The following is a 21,981-nucleotide window of genomic DNA, read 5'->3' on the forward strand; positions in this document are numbered from 1 at the left end:
TGCCGAGCAGCTCAGGCCGGGGTGCCGTCGATGGTGGTCTCGAGGTCGATGCTGTCGTGCACGCTGCGAGCCACGGTGCATCCGCGGTCGATCGCTTTCGACATGATGTCGATGAGCGCGCTTCGTTCCGACTCGGCGAGACCCGAGAGGTCGACGAGGAGCTCTTCGTCGATGCGGAGATAGCGGTTCTCCTTGTGGTCGCTCGTCCCGTGCGCCCAGATCGTGATCGCGTAGTCCTCGCCGAGACGCCGGGCGGCGACCCGGTCGGAGCTCATGCCCGCACACCCGACGAGCGCGAGCTTCAGCAGCTCGCCCGGCGTGAAGTGCCCCTCCGCCTCGACAGGGCCGATGCGCACGGTCGAACCGCGTTCGTTCATCCCCTCGTAGGTGCGGGTTCCGGTGCGTGTCACGGAGACGCTGCCCGGTCCGATGTGCGCGCTGACCTGGTGCGCGTGCTCAGGCATGTGGCCTCCCGTCGGTGGTGTGGACTTCGATTCCATCACGTGCTGCGAGGGCACGCGGCATCCGCTCACCTGCCGCAGAGCTGTGAACGGCGGCGGCGCGACACGCCCGGGTTGCATGAAGGGCCGGACTGTGGCAAACTCGTTGAGTTCAACATTTCGAACGCGTGCCCGAGTGCGCGCCGATCGGATCACTGCCAGGCAGTGCATAGTCACCCAGCTCCACGGAGCGAAAAGGGGTCAGGCTAGGCCGCGGGTAGCAGAACACAACTGAGCCGACAACCACAAGATATGGGCCTTTGCCTGCAAAGGCACTGGTATGTCTGCGCCCGGGCCAACGCCCGAGTGCGGCGGTCGGCCGGGGGCACGAAGGTCGAGCGTGTCGAGACCACCACGTCCAGGTGGTTTCGACAGGCTCGATCACCGGCCTTTGACAGCAGAACAGTGGTGCTTCACACGGAGTAGCTACGCGGCGTCCAATGCCTTGGAAGGGGTATGACGCCTTGACAGAGAGAGAGTCAGCAGATGGCGGGACAAAAGATCCGCATTCGACTGAAGTCGTATGACCACGAGGTCATCGACACCTCGGCGCGAAAGATCGTCGACACGGTGACCCGCGCGGGCGCCACGGTCGTCGGCCCCGTGCCGCTTCCCACCGAGAAGAACGTGGTGTGCGTCATCCGTTCGCCCCACAAGTACAAGGACAGCCGCGAGCACTTCGAGATGCGCACCCACAAGCGTCTCATCGACATCGTGGACCCGACGCCCAAGGCCGTCGACTCGCTCATGCGTCTCGACCTCCCGGCCGACGTCAACATCGAGATCAAGCTCTGAGGTAACTGATGTCCACCGCTACCAAGAACGTGAAGGGACTGCTCGGCACCAAGCTGGGCATGACCCAGGTGTGGGATGAGAACAACCAGCTCGTCCCCGTCACCGTCATCGAGATCGCGCCGAACGTCGTGACGCAGCTGCGCACGCCCGAGAAGGACGGCTACGACGCCATCCAGATCGCCGCCGGCGCCATCGACCCGCGCAAGGTCACCAAGCCGGCCGCCGGTCACTTCCGTGAGGCGGGCGTCACGCCTCGCCGTCACCTCGCCGAGGTTCGTACCGCGGATGCCGCGACCTACGAGCTCGGCCAGGAGCTCACGGTCGACGCCACCTTCGCAGCCGGCCAGCTCGTCGACGTCGTCGGCACGAGCAAGGGCAAGGGCTTCGCGGGTGTCATGAAGCGCCACAACTTCAAGGGCGTCTCCGCTTCGCACGGTTCGCACCGCAACCACCGCAAGCCCGGCTCGATCGGTGCTTCGTCGACCCCCAGCCGTGTCTTCAAGGGCATGCGCATGGCCGGTCGCATGGGTGGCGAGCGCGTCACCGTGCTGAACCTCCGCGTGCACGCCGTCGACGCCGAGAAGGGCCTGCTGCTCGTCAAGGGCGCGGTTCCCGGTGCTCGCGGCCGTCTCGTTTTCGTCCGCAACGCAGTGAAGGGGGCGTAGCTCCATGGCTACCGTCAACACCCTCGACGTTCTCGACGTGACCGGCAAGAAGTCCGGCACCGTCGAGCTGCCCGCCGAGCTCTTCGACGTGCAGACCAACGTCCCGCTCATCCACCAGGTCGTCGTCGCGCAGCTCGCTGCCGCCCGTCAGGGCACGCACAAGACGAAGACCCGCGGTGAGGTCTCCGGCGCCGGTCGCAAGCCCTTCAAGCAGAAGGGCACCGGCCGCGCCCGCCAGGGTTCGATCCGCGCACCGCAGATGACCGGCGGTGGCGTCGTCCACGGCCCGCAGCCGCGTGACTACTCGCAGCGCACCCCCAAGAAGATGATCGCTGCGGCGCTCCTCGGCTCGCTCTCCGACCGCGCACGCGGCGGCCGCATCCACGTCGTCGAGACGTTCGCGGCGAGCGAGACCCCGAAGACGAAGGACGCCATCGCGCTCCTCGGCGCGATCGCGCCGGCCAAGCGCTTCCTCGTCGTGGTCGCTCGCGGCGAAGAGCTCAGCGAGCGCGCCGTCCGCAACATCCCGACCGTGCACTCGCTGCGCGTCGACCAGCTGAACGCCTACGACGTGCTCGTCTCCGACGACATCGTCTTCAGCACGGCTGCACTCGAGGCGTTCATCGCCTCGAAGGCGAAGAAGGAAGAGGTCTCGGCATGAGCGCCGCGCACAACAAGGACCCGCGTGACATCGTCATCGCGCCGGTCGTCTCGGAGAAGAGCTACGGCCTGATCGACGAGGGCAAGTACACGTTCATCGTGGACCCCCGCTCGAACAAGACCGAGATCAAGCTCGCCATCGAGAAGATCTTCAACGTCCAGGTGGCGTCGATCAACACCCTGAACCGTCAGGGCAAGACCCGCCGCACCCGCTTCGGCATCGGCAAGCGCAAGGACACCAAGCGCGCGATCGTCACCCTCAAGTCCGGCTCGATCGACATCTTCACGGCTGTCGGCTAGGGAGCAGAGGAAACACACTATGGCTATTCGTAAGTACAAGCCCACGACTCCGGGTCGTCGCGGTTCGTCGGTTGCCGACTTCGCGGAGATCACTCGTTCGACCCCCGAGAAGTCGCTGCTCCGCCCGCTATCGAAGACCGGTGGCCGCAACAACCAGGGCCGCATCACGACGCGTCACATCGGTGGTGGCCACAAGCGCCAGTACCGCGTGATCGACTTCCGTCGCAATGACAAGGACGGCGTGCCGGCCAAGGTCGCTCACATCGAGTACGACCCCAACCGCACCGCCCGCATCGCGCTCATCCACTTCGTGGACGGCACGAAGCGCTACATCCTCGCGCCGAACAAGCTCCAGCAGGGCGACGCGATCGAGTCGGGCCCCGGCGCCGACATCAAGCCGGGCAACAACCTCCCGCTGCGCAACATCCCCACCGGTACCGTGATCCACGCGATCGAGCTCCGCCCCGGCGGCGGTGCCAAGATGGCCCGCTCGGCCGGTGCATCCGTTCGCCTCGTGGCGAAAGACGGCCCCTACGCCCAGCTGCGTCTGCCCTCGGGCGAGATCCGCAACGTCGACGCGCGCTGCCGCGCGACCGTCGGCGAGGTCGGCAACGCCGAGCAGTCGAACATCAACTGGGGCAAGGCCGGCCGCAAGCGCTGGAAGGGCGTCCGCCCGACCGTCCGTGGTGTCGCAATGAACCCCGTCGACCACCCGCACGGTGGTGGTGAGGGCAAGACCTCCGGTGGTCGCCACCCGGTCAGCCCCTGGGGCCAGTCCGAGGGACGCACCCGTCGCCCCAACAAGGAGAGCGACAAGCTCATCGTCCGTCGTCGCACCGTCGGCAAGAAGCGCAAGTAGGAGTAGAAGAAGATGCCGCGCAGTCTCAAGAAGGGCCCCTTCGTCGACGACCACCTGCTTCGCAAGGTCGTTACGCAGAACGAAGCCGGTTCCAAGAACGTCATCAAGACCTGGTCACGCCGATCGATGATCATCCCGGCGATGCTGGGTCACACGATCGCCGTGCACGACGGTCGCAAGCACATCCCGGTGTTCGTCACCGAGACCATGGTGGGCCACAAGCTCGGAGAGTTCGCCCCCACCCGCACCTTCCGTGGACACGTGAAGGACGACAAGAAGGGCCGTCGCCGCTGACGCGGTGACGTGAAGGAGGAGAAGAAATGGTGGAGTCGATCGCACGCGTGCGACACATCCGCGTCACCCCCCAGAAGGCTCGTCGCGTCGTCAACCTGATCCGCGGCAAGCAGGCTCAGGAGGCCTTGGCCATCCTGAAGTTCGCACCCCAGGGTGCGAGCGAGCCGGTGTACAAGCTCGTCGCCTCGGCCATCGCGAACGCTCGCGTCAAGGCCGATGCCTCGAACACCTACCTGGACGAGCAGGACCTGTACATCAGCCGCGCATTCGTCGATGAGGGCACCACCCTCAAGCGATTCCAGCCGCGCGCGCAGGGTCGTGCGTTCCGCATCAACAAGCGCACGAGCCACATCACCGTTGTGCTCGCCACGCCCGAGGAGGGTACGAAGTAATGGGTCAGAAGGTAAACCCGTACGGCTTCCGTCTCGGCATCACCACCGACCATGTGTCGCGGTGGTTCTCCGACTCGACGAAGCACGGTCAGCGCTACTCCGACTACCTGGCAGAGGACATCAAGATCCGTCGCCTGCTGCAGACGTCGCTCGACCGCGCGGGAGTCTCGCGCATCGAGATCGAGCGCACCCGCGACCGCGTCCGCGTGGACATCCACACGGCGCGTCCCGGCATCGTGATCGGCCGCCGCGGCGCCGAGGCCGAGCGCATCCGCTCGGACCTCGAGAAGCTCAGCGGCAAGCAGATCCAGCTCAACATCCTCGAGGTGAAGAACCCCGAGGCCGACGCCCAGCTCGTCGCCCAGGGCATCGCCGAGCAGCTCTCCGCCCGCGTGGCCTTCCGCCGCGCGATGCGCAAGGGCCTGCAGGGCGCCCAGCGCGCCGGCGCCAAGGGTGTCCGCATTCAGGTCTCCGGCCGCCTCGGCGGCGCCGAGATGAGCCGTTCGGAGTTCTACCGCGAAGGCCGTGTGCCCCTGCACACTCTCCGCGCGAACATCGACTACGGCTTCTACGAGGCGAAGACCACCTTCGGCCGCATCGGCGTGAAGGTCTGGATCTACAAGGGCGACATCACCAACAAGGAGCTTGCCCGCGAGCAGGCCAGCCAGAAGTCGTCGCGCCCCGAGCGCACTGACCGTCCCCGCCGTGCGCCCAAGGCGCAGGAGCCGGTGGCAGCAGGAGTTGAGGCATAACCATGTTGATTCCCCGTCGAGTCAAGTACCGCAAGCAGCACCACCCCGGCCGTTCGGGCCAGGCGACCGGTGGCACGAAGGTCACCTTCGGTGAGTACGGCATCCAGGCCCTGACGCCCGCGTATGTGACGAACCGTCAGATCGAGTCCGCTCGTATCGCGATGACCCGTCACATCAAGCGTGGCGGCAAGGTGTGGATCAACATCTACCCCGACCGTCCGCTCACGAAGAAGCCCGCCGAGACCCGCATGGGTTCCGGTAAGGGTTCGCCCGAGTGGTGGGTCGCCAACGTCAAGCCGGGCCGGGTCCTCTTCGAGGTCTCGGGTGTCTCCGAGGAACTCGCTCGTGAGGCCATGACCCGTGCAATCCACAAGCTGCCCCTCAAGGCACGCATCATCAAGCGCGAGGAGGGCGACGCATAATGGCCGTCGGAACCAAGGAGCTCACCCCGGTCGAGCTCGACACGTTTGAAGACGAGCGACTCCTCGATGAGCTGAAGAAGGCCAAGGAAGAGCTGTTCAACCTGCGCTTCCAGTCGGCCACCGGTCAGCTCGAGAGCCACGGCCGCCTCCGCGCGGTCAAGCGAGACATCGCCCGCATCTACACGGTCATCCGTGAGCGCGAACTCGGCATCCGGGCCACGCCCGCGCCGGTCGAGGCTCCGGCCAAGGCCGAGAAGAAGACGAAGAAGGCCAAGACTGCGGCATCCGAGGATGTCGCAGCCGAGGCCGCAGAGACGAAGGAGGCCTGATCATGGCTGAGACCAAGAAGGCTGCAGAGGCCGAGGTCGCCGAGTCGGCCGAACTCGTCCGCGGTTACCGCAAGGTTCGCCGCGGCTACGTGACCAGCGACAAGATGGACAAGACCATCGTCGTCGAGGTCGAAGACCGCGTGAAGCACCCGCTCTACGGCAAGGTGATGCGCCGCTCCTCCAAGGTGAAGGCACACGACGAGCTGAACACCGCCGGCATCGGCGACCTCGTCGTGATCAGCGAGACCCGGCCCCTCAGCGCCACCAAGCGCTGGCGCCTCGTCGAGATCGTCGAGAAGGCCAAGTAAGCCTCGCGCTTGCTTGAGAGAAGGAGTTAGAAGTGCTTCAGCAGGAATCACGAGTCAAGGTCGCCGACAACACCGGCGCCAAAGAGCTGCTCACGATCCGCGTCCTCGGTGGCTCGAAGCGTCGGTATGCCGGTCTCGGCGACACCATCGTCGCGACCGTCAAAGACGCCATCCCCGGCGGCAACGTGAAGAAGGGCGATGTGGTCAAGGCCGTCATCGTCCGCACCGTGAAGGAGACCCGTCGTTCCGACGGTTCCTACATCAAGTTCGACGAGAACGCCGCGGTGATCCTCAAGAACGACGGTGACCCCCGTGGCACCCGAATCTTCGGACCGGTCGGTCGCGAGCTTCGCGACAAGAAGTTCATGAAGATCATCTCGCTGGCACCGGAGGTTATCTAGTCATGGCCAACATCAAGAAGGGTGACCTCGTGCAGGTCATCTCGGGCCGCAGCCAGGCCCGCGGCGGAGACCGCGGCAAGCAGGGCAAGGTGCTCGAGGTGATCGTCGCCGAGAACCGCGTCGTCGTCGAGGGCATCAACTTCGTCACGAAGCACGTTCGCGTCGGCCAGACGCAGCGCGGCTCGAAGACGGGCGGCATCGAGACCCACGAAGCACCGATCCACGTCTCGAACGTGGCGCTCGTGGACCCCGAGTCGAAGAAGCCGACCCGCGTCGGCTTCCGCACCGAGACCGTGACGAAGGACGGCGTCGAGAAGACCGTCCGCGTCCGCTACGCCAAGAAGTCAGGTAAGGACCTGTAATGACCGATACGGCAACGCAGGCTGGCAAAATCCAGCCGCGACTGAAGACCAAGTACCGGACCGAGATCTCGAAGGCTCTCACCGAGGAGCACGGCTACACCAACGTGCACCAGGTGCCGGGTCTCGTGAAGATCGTCGTGAACATGGGCGTCGGTGAGGCAGCCCGCGATGGCAAGGTCATCGACGGCGCGATCGCCGACCTCACGAAGATCACGGGCCAGAAGCCGCAGGTCACCAAGGCCCGCAAGTCCATCGCGCAGTTCAAGCTGCGCGAGGGCCAGCCGATCGGCGCACACGTGACGCTTCGCGGCGACCGCATGTGGGAGTTCCTCGACCGCCTGCTCTCGCTCGCGCTCCCGCGCATCCGGGACTTCCGCGGCCTGTCGGAGAAGCAGTTCGACGGCAACGGCAACTACACCTTCGGTCTCACGGAGCAGTCCGTGTTCCACGAGATCGACCAGGACAAGATCGACCGCGTTCGCGGCATGGACATCACTGTGGTGACCACCGCCAAGAACGACGAAGAAGGACGCGCGCTGCTCAAGCAGCTCGGGTTCCCCTTCCGGTCGAGCGAACCCTCCAGCTGAACCGGACCGGGGCATCCGCCCCGGCCACACCACAGGTCGGCGTCCGTGGAACGGGCGTCGAAACCTGGTGAACGATAGGAAATACCCATGACGATGACCGACCCGGTCGCTGACATGCTGACCCGCTTGCGGAACGCGAACTCCGCGCACCACGACTCCGTCTCGATGCCCAATTCGAAGCTCAAGGCGCACATCGCCGAGATCCTGAAGAACGAGGGCTACATCGCCGACTTCGAGATCACCGACGCACGCGTCGGCAAGACCCTCACGCTGCAGCTGAAGTTCGGCCCGAACCGCGAGCGTTCGATCGCCGGCATCAAGCGCGTGTCGAAGCCCGGCCTTCGCGTCTACGCGAAGTCGACCGAGCTGCCCAACGTGCTCGGCGGCCTCGGCGTCGCGATCCTGTCCACCTCCAGCGGTCTGCTCACCGACCGCCAGGCCGAGAAGAAGGGCGTGGGTGGGGAAGTCCTCGCCTACGTGTGGTAGTTCCATGTCACGAATCGGACGACTTCCCATCGACATCCCCGCGGGTGTCGACGTCACGGTCGACGGCCTGGCCGTCACCGTCAAGGGCCCGAAGGGTGAGCTCGCGCTCACCGTCGCGAACCCCATCGAGGTGAAGATCGAGGACAACCAGGTGCTCGTCACCCGGCCCGACGACGAGCGCAACTCGCGTTCGCTGCACGGTCTCACCCGCACGCTCATCGCGAACCAGATCATCGGCGTCACGCAGGGCTACACCAAGGGCCTCGAGATCGTCGGCACCGGATACCGCGTCGCCCAGAAGGGTTCGTCGGTCGAGTTCGCGCTCGGCTTCTCGCACCCTGTGGTCGTCGAGCCCCCGGCCGGCATCACGCTGACCGTCGAGGGAAACAACAAGATCACGGTCGCCGGCATCGACAAGCAGGCCGTCGGCGAGACCGCCGCGAACATCCGCAAGATCAAGAAGCCCGAGCCCTACAAGGGCAAGGGCATCCGCTACGCCGGCGAGGTCGTGCGTCGCAAGGCCGGAAAGTCAGGTAAGTAATCATGGCTGTGAAGACCAAGACGGCTGCGCGTTCGCGCCGCCACACCCGCCTTCGCAAGAAGGTCGTCGGAACCGAGCTGCGTCCGCGCCTCGTCGTCACGCGTTCGGCCCGCCACGTCTTCGTGCAGGTCGTCGACGACGCCGTGGGTCGTACCCTCGCGTCCGCATCCACCATGGAGGCCGACCTCCGAACCTTCGACGGTGACAAGACCGCCAAGGCCAAGAAGGTCGGCGAACTCGTGGCCGAGCGTGCGAAGGAGGCCGGCATCGAGGCGGTCGTCTTCGACCGCGGAGGCAACAAGTACGCCGGTCGTGTCGCAGCCATCGCAGATGGCGCGCGAGAGGCGGGGCTGAGCCTGTGACCGACAACAAGAAGGAGAACGAGGTGGCTGCAGTGGCAGAGGCACCCGTGGAGACCGCCGCCGCGAGCGAGGTCCCCCAGAACGAGCCGCGCGAGGCCCGTCGTGGCAGCCGCGACCGTGGACCGAGCCGTGACCGCGGTGGCCGTGACGCCGAGAAGAGCCAGTTCCTCGAGCGCGTCGTGACCATCAACCGCGTGTCGAAGGTCGTCAAGGGCGGCCGTCGCTTCAGCTTCACGGCGCTCGTCGTCGTGGGCGATGGCAACGGTCTCGTCGGCGTCGGCTACGGCAAGGCGCGCGAGGTCCCGACCGCGATCTCGAAGGGCGTCGAAGAGGCGAAGAAGAACTTCTTCCGCGTGCCTCGCGTCGGCGGCAGCATCCCGCACCCCGTGCAGGGTGAGGCAGCCGCCGGTGTCGTGCTCCTGCGTCCGGCCGCGCCCGGTACCGGCGTCATCGCCGGTGGTCCGGTGCGTGCCGTGCTCGAGTGCGCCGGCATCCACGACGTCCTGAGCAAGTCGCTCGGTTCGTCGAACACGATCAACATCGTGCACGCCACGGTCGCGGCGCTGTCGCAGCTCGAAGAGCCGCGCGCAGTCGCAGCCCGTCGTGGCCTCGACTACGACCAGGTCGCTCCGGCGCGCCTGATCCGTGCCGAGGCAGCGGCGGCCGAGGCGGCCGCAGCAGCGAAGGCAGGTGCGTGATGGCACAGCTCAAGGTGACCCAGATCAAGTCCAAGGTGAGCGAGAAGCAGTACCAGCGCGACACGCTGCGCAGCCTCGGACTCAAGCGAATCGGCCAGTCGGTCGTTCGCGAGGACACCCCGCAGAACCGCGGCTACGTGAACACCGTCGCCCACCTCGTGAAGGTTGAGGAGATTGACTAATGGCTGACGAGAAGAACGACGACGCCGTGGCCCCCAAGAAGGCCCCGGCCAAGAAGGCGCCGGCCAAGGCCACCGCCGACAAGGCTGAGAAGGCACCCGCGAAGAAGGCACCTGCCAAGGCCGCTGCCGCGAAGACCGACGACGCGAAGGCCGACAAGGCCCCCGCGAAGAAGGCCCCCGCGAAGGCAGCGTCCACCAAGAAGGCAGCTGCCAAGGCGGATGTCGCCGAGAAGCGCGAGCAGGTGCTGAAGGTGCACCACCTCCGCCCGGCTCCCGGCGCCAAGAAGGACAAGACCCGCGTCGGTCGCGGTGAGGGTTCGAAGGGCAAGACCGCCGGTCGCGGCACCAAGGGCTCGAAGGCCCGCGGCAACATCCGCCCCGGCTTCGAGGGCGGGCAGCTTCCGTACCACATGCGTGCGCCGAAGCTCCGCGGCTTCAAGAACCCGTTCCGTGTCGAGTACCAGGTCGTGAACCTGCAGAAGCTCGCCGAGCTGTACCCGAAGGGCGGCGACGTCACCGTCGCCGATCTCGTCGAGAAGGGCGCCGTCCGCAAGAACGAGCTCGTCAAGGTGCTCGGCAACGGCGACATCGCCGTGAAGCTGAACGTCGCGGTCGATAAGGTCTCCGGCTCAGCAGAGCAGAAGATCGTCGCCGCCGGCGGCTCGGTCAAGTAGGACTGCACCACCGATTGCCCGAGCCTGTCGGGACCTCGCGTATGATTCACGGGGGTCTCGACAGGCTCGAGCCGCATATGGACTGACTCCACGACGGAGCAACAGGAGGACGAGTGTTCAACGCCATCGGGCGGATCTTCCGCACGCCGGATCTTCGCCGCAAGATCGGATTCACGCTGGGCATCGTCGCCCTGTTCCGCCTCGGTTCCTTCATTCCGGCACCCTTCGTGGACTTCGGCAATGTACAGGCGTGCCTCGCGGCCAACCAGAACGGCGCGGCGGGTCTGTACGACCTCGTCAACCTCTTCTCGGGCGGCGCGCTGCTGCAGCTGTCGATCTTCGCGCTCGGCATCATGCCGTACATCACCGCGTCGATCATCGTGCAGCTGCTGCGCGTGGTGATCCCACACTTCGAGACCCTCTACAAGGAGGGCCAGGCCGGCCAGGGCCGCCTCACCCAGTACACGCGCTACCTCACCATCGCGCTCGGCGTGCTGCAGTCGACGACCCTCATCACGGTGGCCCGTTCCGGCGCACTGTTCCCGCAGGGCGCCACGGAGTGCTCGCAGCTCATCACGAACGATGCGTGGTACGCGATCCTGCTCATGGTCATCACCATGACCGCCGGCACCGGGCTCATCATGTGGATGGGCGAGCTCATCACCGAGCGCGGCATCGGCAACGGCATGTCGCTGCTGATCTTCACGTCGATCGCGGCGCGGTTCCCCGACTCGCTCTGGTCGATCGCGCAGGCGCGCGGCTTCGACATCTTCGCCCTCGTGCTCGCCATCGGCCTCGTGATCGTCGTCGCAGTGGTGTTCGTCGAGCAGTCGCAGCGGCGCATTCCAGTGCAGTACGCGAAGCGCATGGTGGGACGGCGCACGTACGGCGGCAACAACACCTACATCCCGATCAAGGTCAACATGGCCGGCGTCGTGCCCGTCATCTTCGCCTCCTCGCTGTTGTACCTGCCGGCGCTCATCGCCCAGTTCAACCAGCCGGCCGCCGGTGAGACGCCGCAGGCGTGGGTCGCGTGGGTCACGAACAACCTCACGCAGGGCGACCACCCGCTCTACATGCTCATGTACTTCCTCCTCATCGTCGGGTTCACGTACTTCTACGTGGCGATCACGTTCAATCCCGACGAAGTCTCCGAGAACATGAAGAAGTACGGCGGGTTCATCCCCGGCATCCGCGCGGGCCGCCCCACGGCCGAGTACCTCGACTACGTGCTCACCCGCATCACGCTGCCCGGCTCGCTCTACCTCGGTGTTATCGCGCTCATCCCGCTGATCGCGCTGGCCTTCGTGGGAGCGAACGCGAACTTCCCGTTCGGCGGCGCCTCGATCCTGATCATCGTGGGTGTCGGCCTCGAGACCGTGAAGCAGATCGACGCCCAGCTCCAGCAGCGGCACTACGAAGGACTCCTCCGATGACGGGGTCGGGCGTGTCCGCCCGATTCCTCATCGTGGGCCCGCAGGGCTCCGGCAAGGGCACGCAGGGCGTACTCGTCGCCGAGGCGTTCGGGATCCCCTCGGTTTCGACCGGCGACGTGTTCCGTGCGAACATCTCGGGCGGCACCGAGCTCGGCCAGAAGGTGAAGTCGATCGTCGAGGCGGGCGATCTCGTGCCCGACGAGCTCACCACCGAGCTCGTGCGCGATCGGCTCTCGCAGCCCGATGCCGCACTGGGCTTCCTGCTCGACGGCTACCCGCGCAATCAGGGCCAGCTCGACGATCTCGACGAGTTCCTCCGCTCCCGCGGCGAGTCCCTCGACGCGGTCATCGAGCTCATCGTCCCCCGTGACGAGAGCGTACGCCGGCTCCACCAGCGCGCAGTCGAACAGGGTCGCAACGACGACACCGAAGAGATCATCGCCAATCGTCTCGCGATCTACGAGCGCGAGACGGCGCCGATCCTCGGCGTCTATCGCGATCGCGGCATCGTCGCCGAGATCGATGGCGTCGGCTCGCTCGACGAGGTCACCGCCCGCATCTTCGCGGCCCTCGCCGACCGTGGCTTCAAGCCGGTGGCCGACGCCGCCGCGAGCGCCTGAACCGAGTTCGTGTTCAAGCGCTCCGTCTACAAGTCCCCGGTCGAACTCCGCGCCATGCGTGCGGCGGGCGCCGCGACGGCCGCGGCGCTCGCTGAGGCGCGGCGCCTGCTGCAGCCGGGTGCGATGCCGCTCGAGCTCGACGCCGCCGCTGAGCGAGTCATCCGCGGCCTCGGCGGCCGGCCGAACTTCCAGCTCGTGCCCGGCTACCGGCACACCCTGTGCATCTCGGTCGACGACGACGTCGTGCATGGCATCCCCGGCGAACGTCCGTTCCGCCCAGGCGACATCGTCTCGGTCGACGGCGGCGCGGAGGTCGACGGCTGGAACGGCGATTCGGCGTTCACCGTCGTGCTGGCCGACCCGTCGAGACCCCACGTGGTCGAGGCACGCGAGCAGCTCTCCGCGGTCACCGAGCGCGCCCTCTGGCGCGGAATCGCCACGCTCGCCGGTGCGGCGCACCTGAATGAGGTCGGCGCCGCGATCGAGGACTCCGTGCGTGATGAGGGCGAGTACGGCATCCTGACCGACTACGTCGGCCATGGCATCGGTCGCTCGATGCATGAGGAGCCTCCGGTCTTCAACTACCGGGTCGACCGGCGAGGCATCCCGGTGAAGCCGGGGCTCGTCGTTGCGATCGAGCCGATGATCGTCGCCGGCGCCGTCGACACCTTCGTGCGCGACGACGAGTGGACGGTCACCACCGCCGACGGAGCGGATGCCGCGCACTGGGAACATTCCGTCGCCGTGCACGAGGCCGGCATCTGGGTGCTCACCGCCGAAGACGGGGGCGCTGCGGGGCTCGAGCCCTACGGCGTGCGTCCTGTTCCGATTCCCTGAGTCGCCGCGACACCGCTCAGGGCTCCATGAGGTGCGCGAGCTCGACGAGGAGACCGGGGTAGTCCCGCGCCCCGTGCACGAGGCGCTGCACGTTCTCGCGTTCCGAGAACGCCTCGACGAACTGGTCGAACACGTCTTGGAACTCGGCCCGCCCCGCTTCCGAGAACGCGATGAGCGCGACGACGTTCACGCGCGCCCCCGCCCAGTCGAGCGGCGTCTCGTCGATGGCGATCGCGATCGCGGTGCGCTTGGCCGTCATGGTCATCGCGTGCGGCACGGCGAGCTGCTCGGTGAAGGCAGTCGACGACATTCGTTCGCGTTCGATCGCTCCCTCGACGTAGGCCTGGTCGATCACGTCCTGCGCGATCATGCGGTCGCCGAGCGAACGGATGACGCCCTCGCGGTCGAGGCCGCGCATCCCGCGCACGAACAGTTCGGGCGCGATGTAGCGGGAGAGCGATGCAGCGAGACGGCCACGTCGTCGTGCCCGCCGGATGCGCCCGATCTCGCTGCGCACGCGGTCGAGGTCGCCCTCCGTCGGAAACGGTGCGACCAGCACGAGGCGCTCGACCGGCATCGCCGGCTCGACCACCGAGATCACGAGCTCTGCGGGCAGTGAAGCCCACTCGACGTCGGCATGGTCGATGAGCGAGACGAGTTCGAGATCGTCGCCGAAGGCCGCCCTGATGCGCGCCGCGAGGGCGGTGTGCACGTCATGGTAGGCGGGCGCGACGATGGCCGCCCGGACCCGCTCGTCGACCGCCCTGCGCCGGTCGAGGTTCGCGCCGACGTGCATGGCGATGTAGGCGATCTCGTCGTCGTTCACGACGATGCCCTCGGTGCGCTGCAACTCGCTCGCGATGTAGACGGCGAGGTCGTAGATGAGCGGATACGCCGACTTGATCGTGGTCGTCAGGGGATTGCGGGAATAGCGCTGTTCCTGGGCCCTGGCCACGAGGTTGTCGACGTGCAGCGCGAGGCGTTCGACGAAGTCGCCGTCGTCGAGCTCGATGAGGTACTCGGCGGCCGCCCGTGCGACGATGGCCCGCACGAGGCCGACGCGGGCGGACTGCGGCGCGGCAGCGGCATCCGTCGTCGCCGATGACGTCGTTCGCGTCGCCGCACGCGTCTGCAGGAGGCGCGCGAGGTGGCCGAGCTCCGCCTCGCCGATCGAGATGCCGAAGTGCTCGCCGATGAGCCGGTCGAGCAGGAGCACGAGGCGCCCGCGGTCGTCGGCGGCTGCATCGGTGTCGGCTCGAGCGCTGCGGTCGGGCACGGCATCGTCGGCGTCGAGCGGATGGTCGCGGGCGACCCGGTCGAGGGCGATCGCGATGTGCAGGAGCACGTCGTTGAGCCCGTACTCGTTCGGGGCGAACCCGGCCTCGGCGAGTCCCGTCACGAGCGCGCCGCGGAACGCGGGAAGCTCGGGGAAGGTCGACCGGAGTTCGTCGAGCTCGAGCATGCCGCGCGCGGACTCCTCGCGGAACAACACCCCGAGCAGCCGTCGCCTCGCGGACTCCGGCCCCGTGAGCGAGACTCGCGGCCCGGTGCGCACGAGGCTGAGCGCCGATCCGTCGAGGCGTGTGCGGATGCGGCCGAGGTCCGACTCGATCGTCGATTCGCTCACGTGGAGGTCGGCCGCCGCCTCGAACACGTCGAGGCCGTCGTCGGCGTCGATGAGCGAGCGGATGACGCGAGCCGCTCGGGCGGCGGGGGAGACGTCGCTCGGGGCGAGCGCGCCACGTGCAGCCCAAGCGGATCGGTCGAGCCGATAACCGAGCGGACCCGACACGATGACCGGCCCGCCGGTGGAGTTCGCCTGCGCGACGTAACTGCGGATGGTGCGCGCCGTGACGCCCAGCCGGTCGGCGAGCGCCCCGGCCGTCGTCCAGTCGTGCTCGCGAGCGAGGACCTCGACGAGTCGCTCCCACTTCTCGGCCACGCAATGCTCCAGGGTCGGCGCCCGCGCCACGCGGCGCCGAGCGGTGCTGCCAGTCAACCACCCGGGGCGGGTCGAGGAAGCCTTCTGCAGCGGATTTTCCGGGGGTGCGGAAGCGGATCTGCTGGAGGCCGGACGTGCACGGGCGCAGAATCGTCAGTGATCGCGGCACACGCCGCGGCCGACACGATCAACGGAGACCGCGAAGCGGCCGGGCGAGGAGGTGCGAGGTGCGAATCATCGTCGTCTGCGGCGCCGGCGCGTCGAGCACGTTCATCGCCCACCGGATCCGCACGGCCGCAGCGGCCCGCGGACTCGACGTCGAGGCGAAGGCCACGAGCGAGTCCCAACTGGATGCCGCACTCGACGGGGCCGACGTACTGCTCATCGGCGCGCACCTCGCCGAACGAGTCGGCCAGCTGCGCGACCGCGCGGCCGCGGCATCCGTACCGATCGCGATCCTGCCCGAGAGCGCCGCAGCTGCGCTCGACGGCGAGGATGCCCTCGACCTGGCCCTCGAGTTCGCTGGGGCCGGATCGTGAACCAGAACGCGGCACCCGCCGCCCCCTCGTCGCCCGCGGCGGGGGGATATGGTGAACGAGGGAACGGACGCCAGCGACGGAGACCGGAATCATGGTGGAACGCACAGTTCGAATCGGATCGACGCACGGCCTGCACGCGAGGCCTGCCAAACTCTTCACCCAAGCCGTCGCCTCGTCGGGGGCAGCTGTCACGATCAGCAAGTCTGGCGGCACCCCCGTCAACGCTGCGAGCATTCTCGCGGTCATCGCACAGGGCATCGACCACGGAGACGACGTCACGATCGTCGTCGACGGCGGCGACGAGCACGTCGTGCTCGACCGCTTGGTCGAGCTGCTCAGCACCGACCACGACGAATAGCGCGGGGCATCCGTCTCCCTTCCAACCGCTGGAGGAAGGCGAATGATGAACATCACGGGTACGGGCATCGGGCAAGGCGTCGCGGTCGGGCCGGTCGTGCGAATGGCCGAACGACTGCCCGAACCGGTCGACCGGCCGAGTCACCTCGACCCCGAGCGCGAGGGCGAACGGGCGAGGGCGTCGCTCTCGGTCGTCGCCGCGGAGCTCGCGAGTCGCGGTGCGAAGGCGGGCGGCGCCGCGCAGGACGTGCTCGAGGCGCAAGCCATGATGGCCGAGGACCCGAGCCTCATCGACGAGGTCACGACGCGGCTCGCGACCGGCAAGACCGCCGAGCGCGCGGTGTACGAGGCGTTCGCCTCGTACCGCGACCTGCTCGCCGGCATGGGCGGTTACATGGCCGAACGTGCCACCGACCTCGACGACATCTCGCAGCGGGTCATCGCACACCTGCTGAAGCTGCCGGCGCCGGGAGTGCCGAGCCCGGGGCATCCGTTCATCCTCGTGGCGCGCGATCTCGCGCCGGCCGACACGGCCACGCTCGACCTCGACCAGGTGCTCGGGCTCGTGACCGTCGACGGCGGCCCCACCTCGCACACCGCGATCCTCGCCCGCGAGAAGTCGATCGTCGCGATCGTGGGAGCAGCGGATGCCGCGAGCCTCGCCGACGGCGACACCGTCGTCGTCGACGCCGAGAACGGACTCGTCGTCACCGAACCATCGCCCGCGGCGATCGCGGAGGCGCAGGAGCGCATCGCCGAACGCGCCGCCCGCCTCGCCGCCCCGGTCTCGCCGGGAGCGCTCGCCGACGGCACGCCGGTGTCGCTGCTCGCGAACCTCGGATCGGCCGACGGCGCCGCCGAAGCTCTACGACTCGGTGCCGAGGGTGTCGGGCTCTTCCGCACCGAGTTCCTGTTCCTCGATGCCGACAGCGCGCCGAGCGTGCTCGACCAGCAGCAGCTCTACACGAAGCTGCTCACCGCGTTCGCCGGGAGGAAGGTCGTTGTTCGGGTGCTCGACGCCGGGGCCGACAAGCCCCTCTCGTTCCTGAACGACGCTCCCGAGGAGAACCCGGCACTCGGCCTGCGCGGCATCCGTGCCCTGCGGCACGCCGAGGTGATCCTGCGTGAGCAGCTCACCGCGCTCGCCGCGGCCGACGCGGCAACCGACGCCGAGCTCTGGGTCATGGCGCCGATGATCGCCACCGTCGAGGAGACCGAGTACTTCACGCGGCTCGCCGGCGAGCTCGGCATCAGGGTCGCGGGCGTCATGGTCGAGGTGCCGTCTGCGGCGCTCCTCGCCCGGCAGGTGCTCGCGCACGCCGCCTTCGCTTCGATCGGCACGAACGACCTCACCCAGTACACGATGGCGGCAGACCGGTTGCTCGGCACCGTCGCGAAGCTGCAGGACCCGTGGCATCCCGCGGTTCTCAAGCTCATCGCCGAAGTCGGCCGCGCCGGCATCGAACTCGGCAAGCCGGTCGGCATCTGCGGCGAGGCCGCCGCCGACCCACTGCTCGCCGTCGTGCTCGTGGGCCTCGGCGCCACGAGCCTGTCGATGTCGCCATCGGCACTCGCAGATGTCCGCGCCTCCCTCGCGCGGTACAGCCAGGACGACGCGAAGGCGCTCGCCCAGGCAGCCCTGGCCGCTGAGGGAGCGGCCGAAGCCAAGCAGGCGGCACAGGCCGCCGCATCTTCACTCACCCCGACCGGCACCCGAGTGCCGTAACCCACTCAGTAGGAGAGGCACCATCATGACATCGACGTCACCCACGACGAAGCGGCCTGGGGGAGCACGCGTCGCCGTCCAGCGTTTCGGAACATTCCTCAGCGGCATGATCATGCCGAACATCGCCGCGTTCATCGCCTGGGGCTTCATCACCGCGTTCTTCATCCCCACTGGATGGACGCCGAACGAGACCCTGGCCTCCATGGTCGGTCCCATGATCATCTACATGCTTCCGCTGCTCATCGCGAACATGGGCGGTCGCATGGTGTACGACACCCGTGGCGGTGTCGTCGCGGTCATCGCCACCATGGGCGTGATCGTCGGAACTACCATTCCGATGTTCCTCGGAGCCATGATCATGGGGCCCCTCGCAGCGTGGATCATGAAGCACATCGACCGGATCTGGGAAGGCAAGATCAAGGCCGGCTTCGAGATGCTGGTCAACAACTTCTCCGCGGGAATCGTCGGTGCACTGCTCGCTCTGGCCGGATTCTTCGGGTTCGGACCAGCGGTGACCGTGGTGAGCGATGCGCTCGGTGGGGCGGTCGGCTGGCTCGTTCAGGTCGGGCTGCTCCCGCTCCTCAGCATCATCGTGGAGCCCGCGAAGATCCTCTTCCTGAACAACGCGATCAATCACGGTGTGTTCACTCCGCTCGGCAGCTCCGAAGCCCTCGAGCAGGGCAAGTCGATCCTGTTCCTCATCGAGGCGAACCCTGGTCCTGGGCTCGGCATCCTCCTCGCCTTCTCGGTGTTCGGCATCGGACTGGCTCGGGCGAGCGCTCCCGGAGCGATCATCATCCAGTTCCTCGGCGGCATCCACGAGATCTACTTCCCCTACGTGCTGATGAAGCCGATGCTCCTGCTTGCAGTGATCGCGGGCGGCATGACCGGTGTCGCGACGAACGTGGCCTTCGGGAGCGGCTTGCGTGCCCCGGCCTCCCCCGGAAGCATCTTCGCCGTCCTGCTCCAGACCGCCCCGGACAGTTACTTGGGCGTCGTCCTGTCCGTCGTGCTCGCGGCATCCGTCTCGTTCTTCATCGCCTCGATCATCCTCCGCGCGAGCCGGAAGCGCGACCTGGCGACCGGTGGTGGCGACCTGGCGGCAGCCGTGGCACAGACCGAGACGAACAAAGGCAAGTCGAGCGACGTGCTGTCGGGTCTCACTGCCGCTGGCGTCGCCGCCGGCGCCGGACTCATCGAGGAGGGCGAGCAGGCCGCGTTCGATCGCAAGCCGGTCCACTCGATCATCTTCGCCTGCGACGCGGGCATGGGTTCGAGCGCGATGGGCGCGACGGTGCTGCGCAACAAGATCAAGAAGGCGGGCATCGACAGCGTCACGGTCACGAACAAGGCGATCGCGAACCTCACCGACGACGTCGACCTCGTGATCACGCACCAGGACCTCACCGACCGCGCGAAGCTGCAGTCCCCGAGCGCCGTGCACGTGTCGGTGGAGAACTTCATGAACTCGCCGAAGTACGACGAGATCGTGAACCTGCTCGAATCCGAGGGCGTGCGCTGAGCCGCGCACAACTGGCATCCGAAAGCCACGGCGGTCTCCGATCAGGAACCGCCGTGGTCTTCGGCCGTCAACGCAGACCACTCGAGAAGAAGGAGAAGTTGTTATGACCGAAGAGATCCTCCCGGCCGGCAACGTCCGTGTCGCCACCCGCGTCGCGAGCCGCGACGACGCGATCCGCGAAGCGGGTTCGATCCTCGTGGAGGTCGGCGCCGTCGATCCGGCCTACGTCGACTCGATGCTGGATCGCGAGGGCTCGGTCTCGACATACATGGGCAACTTCCTCGCCATCCCGCACGGCACGAACGAGGCGAAAGACAAGATCCGCCGTTCGGCGCTCTCGGTGATCCGCTACGACGAGCCGGTCGACTGGGGCGGCGAGGACGCGCGGTTCGTCGTCGGCATCGCCGGCATCGAGAACGAGCACCTCGAGATCCTCTCGAAGATCGCGATCATCTTCTCCGACGACGACGCCGTGCAGCGGCTCGTCGAGGCCCGGTCGGCCGATGAGCTGCACGCCCTGCTGTCCGAGGTCAACGAGCCGTGAAGGCCGTTCACTTCGGCGCCGGCAACATCGGGCGCGGCTTCGTCGGCCTCCTCCTCCACGAGGCGGGCTACGAGATCGTGTTCGCCGACGTCAACGCGACGCTCATCGACGACCTCGCGGCATCCGACCACTACACGGTGCACGAGGTCGGCGCCGGAGCGCGCGACCGCATCGTCGACCGGTACCGGGCCGTCAACAGTGCCACGGATGCCGCGGTGCTCGCCGCCGAGCTCGCCGACGCCGATCTCGTGACCACCGCCGTCGGCCCCACGATCCTGCGCTTCATCGCCCCGCACCTCATCGCGGCGCTGCGGGCGAGGCCGGCGGACGCCGGGCCGCTCGCGATCATGGCGTGCGAGAACGCGATCAACGCCACCGACCTGCTGCGCGACGAAATCGCGTCGCTCTCGAGCGCGGAGGAGTGGCCGTCGATCGCCGCGCGTGCGGTGTTCGCGAACACCGCCGTCGACCGCATCGTGCCGGCCCAAGCGCCCGACGCGGGTCTCGACGTGACCGTCGAGACGTTCTTCGAGTGGGCGATCGAGCGGCAGCCGTTCGGCTCGGTCGCTCCCGAGATCCCCGGCGCGCACTTCGTCGCCGATCTCGCGCCGTATATCGAACGCAAGCTCTTCACGGTGAACACGGGCCATGCGGCCACGGCGTACTTCGGGCGCCGTGCCGGACACGAACGCATCAGCGAGGCGCTCGCCGACCCCGTGGTCGCGGTCGCGGTCGAACAGGTGCTCGGGGAGACGTCGACCCTCATCGTCCGCAAGCACGGCTTCACCGAGGACGAGCAAGCGGCGTATCGGGCCACGATCCTCGAGCGATTCCGGAATCCCGAGCTGCCCGACACCGTCGAGCGCGTCGGACGTCAGCCGCTGCGCAAGCTCGGCCGGCATGAGCGGTTCATCGGCCCGGCGGCGGAGCTCGCCGAGCACGGGCACCCCGTCGACGGCCTGCTCGCTGCCGTCGGCGCCGCGCTCCGTTTCGACGTGGAATCCGATCCCGAGAGCGTCGAGTTGCAGGAGCTGCTGCGCTCGCGGGAGGCCGCGGCGTTCGTGCACGAGGTCACGGGCATCTCCGCGGGGCATCCGCTCGAGCAGGGGCTCGTCGCCGAGGTCACACGCGTCAAGGCCGCGGGGTGACGACCGGGCGGCGGCCCCCGCGGCCCCGACTGGCGAACCTGCCCGGAATCACCTATAGTTGATCCTTGGTGTTTGCACGCCTGCTTCGGCATGCCCGACGAGTGATCGTCGGTCGCGAACACATCGCACGACCAGCATCCCAACTCCAAGCGATAGTGAGGCTATGGCCAAGAAAGACGGCGTCATCGAGATCGAAGGTTCGGTCGTCGAGGCCCTCCCGAACGCGATGTTCCGGGTGGAACTCACGAACGGTCACAAGGTCCTCGCGCACATCTCAGGAAAGATGCGCCAGCACTACATCCGCATCCTCCCCGAGGACCGCGTGATCGTGGAACTGAGCCCATACGACCTGACGCGCGGCCGCATCGTCTACCGCTACAAGTAAGGGCTGCTCGGAAAGTAACGGCCCGCGGCATCCCGCAGGTACGAAGACAGCGAATCCTAGGAACAACAATGAAGGTCAACCCCAGCGTCAAGCGCATCTGCGACAAGTGCAAGGTCATCCGTCGCCACGGCAATGTCATGGTGATCTGCGAGAACCCGCGCCACAAGCAGCGCCAGGGTTGATCGCGCGCGACGCGCAGCGTCGCGCCGATCAAGGTTGAGTAGCCCCGCCCTTCCGGCGCGGCGTATCGAAACCCCCTGTCGGACACAACTGAACACCGCATTCGGCAACACCAGAACCGCGGCATCTCTGATGCCTCGGGGACACCTCGGGTCGGAGGCCCGGGCACCGGTGTT

General features: G+C 67.4%; 33 protein-coding genes. 31 read left to right on the top strand and 2 right to left on the bottom strand.

The genetic code is table 11. The features are described 5' to 3' along the window. Nucleotides 1-11: 11 nt before the first annotated feature. Complete coding sequence (locus tag J7E25_RS06065) at nucleotides 12-464, bottom strand: OsmC family protein (RefSeq protein WP_214868930.1); 453 nt, start codon at nucleotides 462-464, stop codon at nucleotides 12-14. A 522-nt stretch (nucleotides 465-986) separates the two neighbouring features. On the opposite strand from J7E25_RS06065, the gene rpsJ reads away from it, so the two are divergent. From rpsJ to map, 23 genes are all read left to right on the top strand, one after another. After that, nucleotides 987-1,295: a 30S ribosomal protein S10 gene (gene rpsJ / locus J7E25_RS06070; RefSeq protein ID WP_017201594.1), complete on the top strand. Its 309-nt coding sequence runs from the start codon at nucleotides 987-989 to the stop codon at nucleotides 1,293-1,295. A gap of 8 nt (nucleotides 1,296-1,303) precedes the next feature. Next, nucleotides 1,304-1,960, top strand: a complete 657-nt coding sequence (gene rplC / locus J7E25_RS06075; protein ID WP_214868932.1) for a 50S ribosomal protein L3 — start codon at nucleotides 1,304-1,306, stop codon at nucleotides 1,958-1,960. Nucleotides 1,961-1,964: 4 nt separating this feature from the next. Further along, on the top strand, nucleotides 1,965-2,621 hold the full coding sequence (gene rplD, locus J7E25_RS06080; RefSeq protein ID WP_214868934.1) for a 50S ribosomal protein L4: 657 nt from the start codon (nucleotides 1,965-1,967) through the stop codon (nucleotides 2,619-2,621). Further along, complete coding sequence (gene rplW / locus J7E25_RS06085) at nucleotides 2,618-2,920, top strand: 50S ribosomal protein L23 (protein WP_214868936.1); 303 nt, start codon at nucleotides 2,618-2,620, stop codon at nucleotides 2,918-2,920. The genes rplD and rplW overlap by 4 nt, the downstream gene beginning before the upstream one ends. A 19-nt stretch (nucleotides 2,921-2,939) precedes the next feature. Continuing rightward, the gene (gene rplB, locus J7E25_RS06090; protein ID WP_214868938.1) at nucleotides 2,940-3,779 is read left to right on the top strand and encodes a 50S ribosomal protein L2; all 840 of its coding nucleotides are present in this window, start codon (nucleotides 2,940-2,942) and stop codon (nucleotides 3,777-3,779) included. A gap of 12 nt (nucleotides 3,780-3,791) precedes the next feature. Continuing rightward, a complete protein-coding gene (gene rpsS / locus J7E25_RS06095) occupies nucleotides 3,792-4,073 on the top strand; it encodes a 30S ribosomal protein S19 (protein WP_056734934.1) in 282 nt (93 codons plus the stop codon). 26 nt (nucleotides 4,074-4,099) lie between these two features. Further along, nucleotides 4,100-4,465, top strand: coding sequence for a 50S ribosomal protein L22 (gene rplV, locus J7E25_RS06100; RefSeq protein ID WP_129520961.1), 366 nt, complete (start codon nucleotides 4,100-4,102; stop codon nucleotides 4,463-4,465). Beyond that, the gene (gene rpsC, locus J7E25_RS06105) at nucleotides 4,465-5,217 is read left to right on the top strand and encodes a 30S ribosomal protein S3 (RefSeq protein ID WP_214868940.1); all 753 of its coding nucleotides are present in this window, start codon (nucleotides 4,465-4,467) and stop codon (nucleotides 5,215-5,217) included. The genes rplV and rpsC overlap by 1 nt, the downstream gene beginning before the upstream one ends. Before the next feature lie 2 nt (nucleotides 5,218-5,219). Beyond that, nucleotides 5,220-5,639 (top strand): 50S ribosomal protein L16, encoded by a 420-nt coding sequence (gene rplP, locus J7E25_RS06110; RefSeq protein WP_210900412.1) that lies wholly within the window; start codon nucleotides 5,220-5,222, stop codon nucleotides 5,637-5,639. Beyond that, nucleotides 5,639-5,968, top strand: a complete 330-nt coding sequence (rpmC, locus tag J7E25_RS18175; protein ID WP_214868942.1) for a 50S ribosomal protein L29 — start codon at nucleotides 5,639-5,641, stop codon at nucleotides 5,966-5,968. Before rplP ends, rpmC begins: the two co-directional genes overlap by 1 nt. A 2-nt stretch (nucleotides 5,969-5,970) precedes the next feature. Next, the gene (gene rpsQ, locus J7E25_RS06120; protein ID WP_214868944.1) at nucleotides 5,971-6,276 is read left to right on the top strand and encodes a 30S ribosomal protein S17; all 306 of its coding nucleotides are present in this window, start codon (nucleotides 5,971-5,973) and stop codon (nucleotides 6,274-6,276) included. A 32-nt stretch (nucleotides 6,277-6,308) separates the two neighbouring features. After that, the gene (gene rplN, locus J7E25_RS06125) at nucleotides 6,309-6,677 is read left to right on the top strand and encodes a 50S ribosomal protein L14 (protein WP_214868946.1); all 369 of its coding nucleotides are present in this window, start codon (nucleotides 6,309-6,311) and stop codon (nucleotides 6,675-6,677) included. Nucleotides 6,678-6,679: 2 nt separating this feature from the next. Next, nucleotides 6,680-7,039, top strand: a complete 360-nt coding sequence (gene rplX, locus J7E25_RS06130) for a 50S ribosomal protein L24 (protein WP_214868948.1) — start codon at nucleotides 6,680-6,682, stop codon at nucleotides 7,037-7,039. Further along, the gene (rplE, locus tag J7E25_RS06135) at nucleotides 7,039-7,626 is read left to right on the top strand and encodes a 50S ribosomal protein L5 (RefSeq protein ID WP_214868950.1); all 588 of its coding nucleotides are present in this window, start codon (nucleotides 7,039-7,041) and stop codon (nucleotides 7,624-7,626) included. Before rplX ends, rplE begins: the two co-directional genes overlap by 1 nt. A gap of 87 nt (nucleotides 7,627-7,713) precedes the next feature. After that, nucleotides 7,714-8,112, top strand: a complete 399-nt coding sequence (gene rpsH, locus J7E25_RS06140) for a 30S ribosomal protein S8 (RefSeq protein WP_214868952.1) — start codon at nucleotides 7,714-7,716, stop codon at nucleotides 8,110-8,112. Between the two features lie 4 nt (nucleotides 8,113-8,116). After that, nucleotides 8,117-8,653 carry a 50S ribosomal protein L6 gene (gene rplF, locus J7E25_RS06145; protein WP_129520969.1) on the top strand — a complete coding sequence of 179 codons (537 nt, stop codon included), beginning with the start codon at nucleotides 8,117-8,119 and terminating at the stop codon, nucleotides 8,651-8,653. 2 nt (nucleotides 8,654-8,655) lie between these two features. Beyond that, complete coding sequence (gene rplR, locus J7E25_RS06150) at nucleotides 8,656-9,015, top strand: 50S ribosomal protein L18 (protein ID WP_214868954.1); 360 nt, start codon at nucleotides 8,656-8,658, stop codon at nucleotides 9,013-9,015. Then, entirely contained in the window at nucleotides 9,012-9,713 is a 702-nt protein-coding gene (gene rpsE / locus J7E25_RS06155; protein ID WP_214868955.1) for a 30S ribosomal protein S5, read from the top strand. The genes rplR and rpsE overlap by 4 nt, the downstream gene beginning before the upstream one ends. Continuing rightward, a complete protein-coding gene (rpmD, locus tag J7E25_RS06160; protein ID WP_206737291.1) occupies nucleotides 9,713-9,895 on the top strand; it encodes a 50S ribosomal protein L30 in 183 nt (60 codons plus the stop codon). The genes rpsE and rpmD overlap by 1 nt, the downstream gene beginning before the upstream one ends. Continuing rightward, nucleotides 9,895-10,569 (top strand): 50S ribosomal protein L15, encoded by a 675-nt coding sequence (gene rplO / locus J7E25_RS06165; RefSeq protein ID WP_214868957.1) that lies wholly within the window; start codon nucleotides 9,895-9,897, stop codon nucleotides 10,567-10,569. The genes rpmD and rplO overlap by 1 nt, the downstream gene beginning before the upstream one ends. Before the next feature lie 113 nt (nucleotides 10,570-10,682). After that, nucleotides 10,683-12,005, top strand: coding sequence for a preprotein translocase subunit SecY (gene secY, locus J7E25_RS06170; RefSeq protein ID WP_214868959.1), 1,323 nt, complete (start codon nucleotides 10,683-10,685; stop codon nucleotides 12,003-12,005). Beyond that, nucleotides 12,002-12,625 carry an adenylate kinase gene (locus J7E25_RS06175; RefSeq protein ID WP_214868962.1) on the top strand — a complete coding sequence of 208 codons (624 nt, stop codon included), beginning with the start codon at nucleotides 12,002-12,004 and terminating at the stop codon, nucleotides 12,623-12,625. Before secY ends, J7E25_RS06175 begins: the two co-directional genes overlap by 4 nt. 9 nt (nucleotides 12,626-12,634) lie before the next feature. Further along, nucleotides 12,635-13,462, top strand: coding sequence for a type I methionyl aminopeptidase (map, locus tag J7E25_RS06180; RefSeq protein WP_214868964.1), 828 nt, complete (start codon nucleotides 12,635-12,637; stop codon nucleotides 13,460-13,462). A 16-nt stretch (nucleotides 13,463-13,478) separates the two neighbouring features. Here the strand turns inward: map and J7E25_RS06185 are convergent, their stop codons facing one another. Then, nucleotides 13,479-15,404 (bottom strand): transcription antiterminator, encoded by a 1,926-nt coding sequence (locus J7E25_RS06185; RefSeq protein ID WP_214868966.1) that lies wholly within the window; start codon nucleotides 15,402-15,404, stop codon nucleotides 13,479-13,481. A 227-nt stretch (nucleotides 15,405-15,631) separates the two neighbouring features. Here J7E25_RS06185 and J7E25_RS06190 point away from each other — a divergent pair, with 227 nt between their 5' ends. The 8 genes from J7E25_RS06190 (at nucleotide 15,632) to rpmJ (ending at nucleotide 21,807) form a co-directional block, all read left to right on the top strand. Further along, on the top strand, nucleotides 15,632-15,943 hold the full coding sequence (locus J7E25_RS06190) for a PTS sugar transporter subunit IIB (protein WP_214868968.1): 312 nt from the start codon (nucleotides 15,632-15,634) through the stop codon (nucleotides 15,941-15,943). Between the two features lie 91 nt (nucleotides 15,944-16,034). Continuing rightward, a complete protein-coding gene (locus tag J7E25_RS06195; RefSeq protein WP_214868970.1) occupies nucleotides 16,035-16,301 on the top strand; it encodes an HPr family phosphocarrier protein in 267 nt (88 codons plus the stop codon). 42 nt (nucleotides 16,302-16,343) lie between these two features. Continuing rightward, complete coding sequence (ptsP, locus tag J7E25_RS06200; protein WP_214868972.1) at nucleotides 16,344-18,026, top strand: phosphoenolpyruvate--protein phosphotransferase; 1,683 nt, start codon at nucleotides 16,344-16,346, stop codon at nucleotides 18,024-18,026. A 25-nt stretch (nucleotides 18,027-18,051) separates the two neighbouring features. Further along, nucleotides 18,052-19,548 carry a PTS mannitol transporter subunit IICB gene (locus J7E25_RS06205; protein ID WP_214868974.1) on the top strand — a complete coding sequence of 499 codons (1,497 nt, stop codon included), beginning with the start codon at nucleotides 18,052-18,054 and terminating at the stop codon, nucleotides 19,546-19,548. 103 nt (nucleotides 19,549-19,651) lie between these two features. Further along, entirely contained in the window at nucleotides 19,652-20,092 is a 441-nt protein-coding gene (locus J7E25_RS06210) for a PTS sugar transporter subunit IIA (protein ID WP_214868975.1), read from the top strand. Further along, nucleotides 20,089-21,240 (top strand): mannitol-1-phosphate 5-dehydrogenase, encoded by a 1,152-nt coding sequence (locus J7E25_RS06215; protein WP_214868977.1) that lies wholly within the window; start codon nucleotides 20,089-20,091, stop codon nucleotides 21,238-21,240. The genes J7E25_RS06210 and J7E25_RS06215 overlap by 4 nt, the downstream gene beginning before the upstream one ends. A 163-nt stretch (nucleotides 21,241-21,403) precedes the next feature. Next, nucleotides 21,404-21,625, top strand: coding sequence for a translation initiation factor IF-1 (gene infA / locus J7E25_RS06220; protein WP_021759551.1), 222 nt, complete (start codon nucleotides 21,404-21,406; stop codon nucleotides 21,623-21,625). A gap of 68 nt (nucleotides 21,626-21,693) precedes the next feature. Further along, complete coding sequence (gene rpmJ, locus J7E25_RS06225) at nucleotides 21,694-21,807, top strand: 50S ribosomal protein L36 (RefSeq protein ID WP_129520984.1); 114 nt, start codon at nucleotides 21,694-21,696, stop codon at nucleotides 21,805-21,807. Nucleotides 21,808-21,981: the final 174 nt, after the last annotated feature.

It is taken from the genome of Agromyces sp. ISL-38, assembly GCF_018613935.1.
In the GTDB taxonomy this organism is placed as follows: Bacteria; Actinomycetota; Actinomycetes; order Actinomycetales; family Microbacteriaceae; genus Agromyces.

Excerpts from the sequence above, each read along its gene's own strand:
- ptsP (WP_214868972.1), top strand. The coding sequence starts at position 16,344 with ATGATGAACATCACGGGTACGGGCATCGGGCAAGGCGTCGCGGTCGGG.
- rplV (WP_129520961.1), top strand. The coding sequence starts at position 4,100 with ATGGTGGAGTCGATCGCACGCGTGCGACACATCCGCGTCACCCCCCAG.
- rpsQ (WP_214868944.1), top strand. The coding sequence starts at position 5,971 with ATGGCTGAGACCAAGAAGGCTGCAGAGGCCGAGGTCGCCGAGTCGGCC.
- J7E25_RS06065 (WP_214868930.1), bottom strand. The coding sequence starts at position 464 with ATGCCTGAGCACGCGCACCAGGTCAGCGCGCACATCGGACCGGGCAGC.
- rplB (WP_214868938.1), top strand. The coding sequence starts at position 2,940 with ATGGCTATTCGTAAGTACAAGCCCACGACTCCGGGTCGTCGCGGTTCG.
- rpmD (WP_206737291.1), top strand. The coding sequence starts at position 9,713 with ATGGCACAGCTCAAGGTGACCCAGATCAAGTCCAAGGTGAGCGAGAAG.
- rpsC (WP_214868940.1), top strand. The coding sequence starts at position 4,465 with ATGGGTCAGAAGGTAAACCCGTACGGCTTCCGTCTCGGCATCACCACC.
- J7E25_RS06210 (WP_214868975.1), top strand. The coding sequence starts at position 19,652 with ATGACCGAAGAGATCCTCCCGGCCGGCAACGTCCGTGTCGCCACCCGC.
- rplX (WP_214868948.1), top strand. The coding sequence starts at position 6,680 with ATGGCCAACATCAAGAAGGGTGACCTCGTGCAGGTCATCTCGGGCCGC.
- rpmJ (WP_129520984.1), top strand. The coding sequence starts at position 21,694 with ATGAAGGTCAACCCCAGCGTCAAGCGCATCTGCGACAAGTGCAAGGTC.
- rpmC (WP_214868942.1), top strand. The coding sequence starts at position 5,639 with ATGGCCGTCGGAACCAAGGAGCTCACCCCGGTCGAGCTCGACACGTTT.
- J7E25_RS06205 (WP_214868974.1), top strand. The coding sequence starts at position 18,052 with ATGACATCGACGTCACCCACGACGAAGCGGCCTGGGGGAGCACGCGTC.
- rplF (WP_129520969.1), top strand. The coding sequence starts at position 8,117 with ATGTCACGAATCGGACGACTTCCCATCGACATCCCCGCGGGTGTCGAC.
- rpsH (WP_214868952.1), top strand. The coding sequence starts at position 7,714 with ATGACGATGACCGACCCGGTCGCTGACATGCTGACCCGCTTGCGGAAC.
- rplO (WP_214868957.1), top strand. The coding sequence starts at position 9,895 with ATGGCTGACGAGAAGAACGACGACGCCGTGGCCCCCAAGAAGGCCCCG.
- rpsS (WP_056734934.1), top strand. The coding sequence starts at position 3,792 with ATGCCGCGCAGTCTCAAGAAGGGCCCCTTCGTCGACGACCACCTGCTT.
- J7E25_RS06175 (WP_214868962.1), top strand. The coding sequence starts at position 12,002 with ATGACGGGGTCGGGCGTGTCCGCCCGATTCCTCATCGTGGGCCCGCAG.
- rplC (WP_214868932.1), top strand. The coding sequence starts at position 1,304 with ATGTCCACCGCTACCAAGAACGTGAAGGGACTGCTCGGCACCAAGCTG.
- rplR (WP_214868954.1), top strand. The coding sequence starts at position 8,656 with ATGGCTGTGAAGACCAAGACGGCTGCGCGTTCGCGCCGCCACACCCGC.
- rplW (WP_214868936.1), top strand. The coding sequence starts at position 2,618 with ATGAGCGCCGCGCACAACAAGGACCCGCGTGACATCGTCATCGCGCCG.
- rpsJ (WP_017201594.1), top strand. The coding sequence starts at position 987 with ATGGCGGGACAAAAGATCCGCATTCGACTGAAGTCGTATGACCACGAG.
- rplP (WP_210900412.1), top strand. The coding sequence starts at position 5,220 with ATGTTGATTCCCCGTCGAGTCAAGTACCGCAAGCAGCACCACCCCGGC.
- rplD (WP_214868934.1), top strand. The coding sequence starts at position 1,965 with ATGGCTACCGTCAACACCCTCGACGTTCTCGACGTGACCGGCAAGAAG.
- rplE (WP_214868950.1), top strand. The coding sequence starts at position 7,039 with ATGACCGATACGGCAACGCAGGCTGGCAAAATCCAGCCGCGACTGAAG.
- infA (WP_021759551.1), top strand. The coding sequence starts at position 21,404 with ATGGCCAAGAAAGACGGCGTCATCGAGATCGAAGGTTCGGTCGTCGAG.
- J7E25_RS06195 (WP_214868970.1), top strand. The coding sequence starts at position 16,035 with ATGGTGGAACGCACAGTTCGAATCGGATCGACGCACGGCCTGCACGCG.